Source organism: Hydrogenophaga sp. L310 (assembly GCF_055703065.1).
The window spans coordinates 1-5,379 of sequence record NZ_JBVPZA010000036.1; the positions used below are offsets into that span (position 1 = coordinate 1).

Consider the following 5,379-nt stretch of genomic DNA (forward strand, 5'->3'; position numbering starts at 1 on the left):
CACCTCAAAGGTGAGCGGGGTGACCGGCTGCATGCGGTGCTGTGCGCTGCCGGTTTCAACATCCGCTGGTTGCTGCGCATGATCGCCAAGAAGGGCATCACCTTCTTGCGATCTGTTTTTTTGTGCCTGCAGCAGGCCCTGTCCCAAGGCCGGTCTTGGCTGGCGTCTGTCATGGCGCTGGGCATCGGGACAGAAAACACCTGGCTATCGGCCCGTCGTTCCCCGCGCTTCCACCCTCTGGATGTTCACGCGTCGGCTTCTGCTTGAAATGAATATTTCAGGGACGACTACTTGGCGTTGCACTTCCTAGGACCAAAGGTGCAGCCTAACCGCTCGATCGAGCTGACATGCCCTGGCAAGCCGGGTCATGCAGTTCATGTCAAACGTTGAACGCCGGCCTTTCTGAAAGTGCGATGGCCGTAAATGGCCCAGACTGCCAGTTCACGCCCCACAATTCGTTAGACATCACAGCACCACAGTACCGCATGTCCCGCGCATCAAATACCTTCATCAACTCCATCGAAGACGCGACTACGCTTCTTAGCCATTTTGACGTCCTGCATAAGCAGAATGCCGAGACAGCCGAGGTTCTAAAGCGCGCCGGTCTTGTCATGTCACTCACAGCATGGGAAACCTACGTAGAAGATCGCGCAACAGAGGCAGTTTCGGCCAGGCTGAAGGCTGTAAATGGCAGTCCAATCGGAACCTTCGTGAACAACAAGCTCACTGAGGAGTTAAAGCGATTCCACAACCCGACATCAGAGAAAACCAGAAAGCTATTCCTCGACTATTTGCAAGTCGATGTTTGCGCGGGCTGGAAATGGCTGAACTATGATCCTTCGACCGCTAGAAAGACGCTTGACGAACTCATCAGCCGCCGCGGCGATGCAGTCCACCGCTCGAAGCCGACAACCGCAGGCGCACCGGCACCTCATTTGGTCAAGCGTGATGATTTGGAGAAGGCCATTCGGTTCCTTAAGGGCCTTGTAGAGGCAACTGAACGCGCGCTCGACGGCGAGTGATGCCCCCAAAACCTCGGTGTGCTCAGCGGCAAGGCGCCAGTCCAACTGGTGGGGAGCAGATCAACCCTGGGGTCCCACGTATTGGTCCCCTAACTGCCAAGCAGTGAGGGGGCGGTTGTGAAAAGTCGCGTAGTCGCCCTTACGAAGTGGCTCGCTCAGCCAGAACTTGCCATCGCGGAAGTCAGCCTGCCGGCGATCCAGCAGCCGGTGGAGGTCGGTACGAATGGACGAGCCTACGCCGTGCGGCGCAGTGCCAATGCGCGCCGGTCAACGCCGACGTTAGACGTCCCACTTGCATCTAATGGAAGCACTGCTACTCGCTAAGGATCAAAATGCTTGCCCCTAGTCTTACTACCATAGGTGCCGGCTTGTTGGCCGACGTTTGTTCATTTGGTTGGCCGGAATCGATATCCCTTGAGTTCAAGCGCGATACTCCAGGGAACAGCGACAAAGACAAGCACGAACTGCTCAAAGACGTCAGCGCCCTTGCAAACGCGGATGGTGGAGATATTGTTTTTGGGATAAACGAGGCGGACGGCGTGGCCTCCGAATTGGCTCCAATCACTTCGGAGGCAGCTGATGCCCTCACCCGACGCATTAATCAGACAATCGAATCCGGAATTGAGCCTCGAATACTAGGCATGCAGTTTTTACCAGTGGACGTTGCTGGAGGCTACATTCTTGTCGTTAGGGTTCCTGCGTCTTTCCTGGGGCCGCACACGATCAAAGTAAATAACAACAGACGGTTTGTTATGCGCAATGGAACCAGCACTTCAGACATGACTTTCGATCAAATTCGCCTTGCATTCGATCGCACCGCCACTCTGGCCGAACAGGCGCGGCGCTTAATACAAGAGCGCAATGAACTATTAAAGCAACGGCAGACGCCCAAACCCCTCATCGTTGGCCCAATCAAGGCCGTTCACTTTGTTCCGTTGAACGGCATAGCTGGCAAGCAAAAGCCAAACCTTCAAACGATCTACTCCACAGATTTCATCAAGTTACTGGAGCCTGACTGGGGCGGAGGAAGCAAAGTATTCAACCTCGATGGTGTAGTTGTCTATCCAGCAGGCCGATCCGATGAAGGGCACTACGGCTATGCACAAGTGCTTCGCAGCGGAGCAATGGAGTCAGCATCTCTTGGCGGCGGAAGCTACCAGCGGCACCCATCTGAGGAAGAGAAGTTTTATGTTTGGTCTCTAGACATGACCAAATACTTTAGGGGGCGAACTGCTACTTTCCTCAACTTAGCCAAAGAACAAGGAATTTCTGGCCCTGCAATCATTAGCTTCTCACTGTTGCACGTCGCCAACTACGAGCTGGGCATTGATTCCATCCGCATGTTTCGCAATAGCCCCAAGGCGGACAGAGATCATCTGATCGCACCTGAGCTATGGATAGATAGCCTTGAGACGGCAAACGTTGACGACGTAGTGCGCCCCTTGTTGGACACGTTGTGGCAAGGTTTCGGTATCGAACGTTGCCTCGACTTCAACGCAAACACTGGCGCGTACCAACCACGCCCCGGCTAAAAGAATGGTACGTCTAACTGTCGGTTCAACGCGGACGCCAACACTGGCCATGCCTTTGGCATTTTCATGACCAGTGTTGGTGCCCTCCGCCTTCGGCTCCGGCGCCGGTTGACCTGGGCGTTGAACGACTGCTTTCCCCTTTGGGCACAGACCGCTTCTGGCCGGGACTGACAGGGAACGGTCAAACCCGGTAGCGGTCCTTGGTCATTCACCGAATCGAAGGACCGCTGTGACGAGCATAACCATCGCGAGCCGAACCGCAGCTGCCATGTGGCAATGGGCCTCATAGCCGCCATCCGGGTTGCAGCGTTCGGCAGGTCCGGTGAAGTCAAACGTGAACGCCAGAGTAGACTGGCAAAGTGATCTGCTGTCCCGATCGGCGATCTCGGTGAGGTGTCTCGGTCTTGGTCAGGTTTGTCGAATCTGATATGCCTGCTCACCGACCCGCCTGCGTGAGGTAACTGGTTGATTAAAAACACTTTTCGGAGTTGGCATGAGATTTGTTTAACGACTGTCGTTGTCGTTATCTAGTGATTTGCCGATTTAAATCGAAGTTGAATCTTTGCCGGAGGAATCATGAAGTTGCGTACTTGGAAACAACTCATTTTAGCTGCTTGTATTGCAATCGGTCTATCCGGCTGCGATCAAACTTCACTCACAAAGGTTCCAGAACTAGAACGGGCGGTAGCGGATCAAAGTGCACGCATCGCCGACATCGAAAAGAAACTGCAAGACGCTGAAACAAAACTATTCCTTTTGGAACTCGGAAAGGACCGATACAAAAGCGCTATGTTTGATCCTGCGGCAGACGAGGGGTTTAGTCGCATTGATACATCCGTCGGCACGTTCGCCATATCAATTGAGGAAGTTAGGCCACACGCAGATGGTGTAAAAGTGCGCCTGCACGTTGGAAATTTGACCAACGCAACGGTCAGTGGCGGCAAGTTCAATGCGAAATGGGGCCCGCGCATGGCGAAGTCTGACGTAGCGAACTGGACATCAAATTATGCAAATTGGCAAAAATCATTATTGGAAAAGGAATCGAGTTTCACAGAGGAGCTACGACCAGGCACTTGGAATAATCTGACACTCACTTTGCCGGGCATACCTCCAGAGCAGTTCGGGCATTTGGAGCTAACTCTTGATACCAGCCAAATCAAACTATTCACAGCGAAGTAAAATGTCCGACAAAGCGCTCCAACTGACGGTCTTGCTTTCGCTTCGCTGCGGTAAGCTCGCCACTGAGCATGGGTGTAATGTGTTTTGGCGCATGAAATGAGTATCAACGAAACTGAAAAAATGTCAGATCGTGATGGGTTCTGGGGGCACTGTGCAATAGCTAATTTGTTACTTGAGCATTGCGAGATTAACCCACACACAAAACACCACATTAGAGGCGCTATTCGAGAGGCGACGAAAAAAGTCACACCTATAGCAGGTAAAGGAAAGGATATTGCTCCAACTATCAGTGCTCTAGCCTATGAGCAAATAAAGCAAGGCAAACTGACAGGGTTAGTTCTCGAACATGCAGTTCCGGTTAGCTATATTAACGATTTAGTGTTAAGGCAAAAGGGCCATTCAACTGCTGAAACAATCGCACAAGTTATTCTTGAGTGGACCGCACTAACTGTTATTACTTTTGATGAACACGAGAAACTTTCCAAATTGAAGCTAGGGAATTCTATGCCTGATGGCTGGGATTGCAAAAATAAGTATGCCAGATACATATTTGCGAATATCGACGTGCGAGATATCAGCTATAAAGAAGCTGTAAAGACCCATAAAATGCAGGTTACGTCGCCCTTCGGGCTGGGGCGTTGAAAGACTGCATCCCCATTTGACGGCCGACCTCTCCTAGCCGAAAAGAGAAGTCTAGTATCCGATACTAGCCATCAATATTGGATCTTTTCGCTTACCGTTATAACCGCCTGTCGCCCTCCTGACGAAACTATCCAGCGTCGTATCCTGGGCAGGGCGCAAATCTCAAGGCGCGTTCAAACTGATTGACCAGTGGAGTACGCTCTATTAAGAAGAACTTCAGATCGTCCGTGCCCGTCCTAGACATGAATTCAAGCATGTTCTTGGTGGTATTCGATGCCAGCGCCACAAGTGCCGACCTCGACTTCTCAAGGCATTCCGGCACCAAGAGAATCTCGACATCTCGCTGGATCGTCTGCATCGAGGCAATAGGTCCTAGCAAAGCGGATCGATCAGCAGCGATGCCCAACTGTTCGGCATCAATCCATCGCCGATAAATGACCAGCAACGGAAGTGCTTGGGCGGGCGCCTTCTTGATCGGATTGGGAGCAACGTAGGTACCCTTGGCCGGCGCCGCATATCCCATACGTTGTGGATCTGTGGGTTCGCCGCAAGGAAAGTCCTGGAAGGAGATGTGTCCGCTTGGCGTGGTGCATTTGAAGACAGCGAATGTTGACCCGGTGTATAGAGTAAGCACGGTCATCAGCCAAAAATTCAAGAGTTTCATTGCACAAGCATAAAAAAGAGAAGGAGCTCGCAGAAATTCTACGGGCTAACGAGTCGTCCCTGAAATATTCATTTCAAGCAGAAGCCGACGCGTGAACATCCAGAGGGTGGAAGCGCGGGGAACGACGGGCCGATAGCCAGGTGTTTTCTGTCCCGATGCCCAGCGCCATGACAGACGCCAGCCAAGACCGGCCTTGGGACAGGGCCTGCTGCAGGCACAAAAAAACAGATCGCAAGAAGGTGATGCCCTTCTTGGCGATCATGCGCAGCAACCAGCGGATGTTGAAACCGGCAGCGCACAGCACCGCATGCAGCCGGTCACCCCGCTCACCTTTGAGGTG

General features: G+C 52.6%; 5 protein-coding genes and 2 pseudogenes. 5 read left to right on the forward strand and 2 right to left on the reverse strand.

Going from position 1 to position 5,379, the window contains the following annotated elements:
• The 5 genes and pseudogenes from AC0GNO_RS23670 to AC0GNO_RS23690 all read left to right on the forward strand — a co-directional run.
• Positions 1 to 267, forward strand: a pseudogene (locus AC0GNO_RS23670) (hypothetical protein); the annotation flags it as partial.
• 80 nt (positions 268 to 347) lie between these two features.
• A complete protein-coding gene (locus tag AC0GNO_RS23675; RefSeq protein WP_472905747.1) occupies positions 348 to 1,022 on the forward strand; it encodes a HEPN domain-containing protein in 675 nt (224 codons plus the stop codon).
• A 368-nt stretch (positions 1,023 to 1,390) separates the two neighbouring features.
• Positions 1,391 to 2,554, forward strand: a complete 1,164-nt coding sequence (locus AC0GNO_RS23680; RefSeq protein WP_472905748.1) for an AlbA family DNA-binding domain-containing protein — start codon at positions 1,391 to 1,393, stop codon at positions 2,552 to 2,554.
• 576 nt (positions 2,555 to 3,130) lie between these two features.
• Positions 3,131 to 3,733: a hypothetical protein gene (locus AC0GNO_RS23685; protein WP_472905749.1), complete on the forward strand. Its 603-nt coding sequence runs from the start codon at positions 3,131 to 3,133 to the stop codon at positions 3,731 to 3,733.
• Positions 3,734 to 3,829: 96 nt separating this feature from the next.
• On the forward strand, positions 3,830 to 4,375 hold the full coding sequence (locus AC0GNO_RS23690; RefSeq protein WP_472905750.1) for a hypothetical protein: 546 nt from the start codon (positions 3,830 to 3,832) through the stop codon (positions 4,373 to 4,375).
• 127 nt (positions 4,376 to 4,502) lie between these two features.
• Here AC0GNO_RS23690 and AC0GNO_RS23695 read toward each other — a convergent pair whose 3' ends face one another.
• Together AC0GNO_RS23695 and AC0GNO_RS23700 are read right to left on the reverse strand one after the other, a co-directional pair.
• Positions 4,503 to 5,039, reverse strand: coding sequence for a hypothetical protein (locus tag AC0GNO_RS23695; protein WP_472905751.1), 537 nt, complete (start codon positions 5,037 to 5,039; stop codon positions 4,503 to 4,505).
• A gap of 73 nt (positions 5,040 to 5,112) precedes the next feature.
• Positions 5,113 to 5,379 (reverse strand): annotated as a pseudogene (locus tag AC0GNO_RS23700) (hypothetical protein); the annotation flags it as partial.

Excerpts from the sequence above, each read along its gene's own strand:
- AC0GNO_RS23690 (WP_472905750.1), top strand. The coding sequence starts at position 3,830 with ATGAGTATCAACGAAACTGAAAAAATGTCAGATCGTGATGGGTTCTGG.
- AC0GNO_RS23675 (WP_472905747.1), top strand. The coding sequence starts at position 348 with ATGCCCTGGCAAGCCGGGTCATGCAGTTCATGTCAAACGTTGAACGCC.
- AC0GNO_RS23695 (WP_472905751.1), bottom strand. The coding sequence starts at position 5,039 with ATGAAACTCTTGAATTTTTGGCTGATGACCGTGCTTACTCTATACACC.
- AC0GNO_RS23685 (WP_472905749.1), top strand. The coding sequence starts at position 3,131 with ATGAAGTTGCGTACTTGGAAACAACTCATTTTAGCTGCTTGTATTGCA.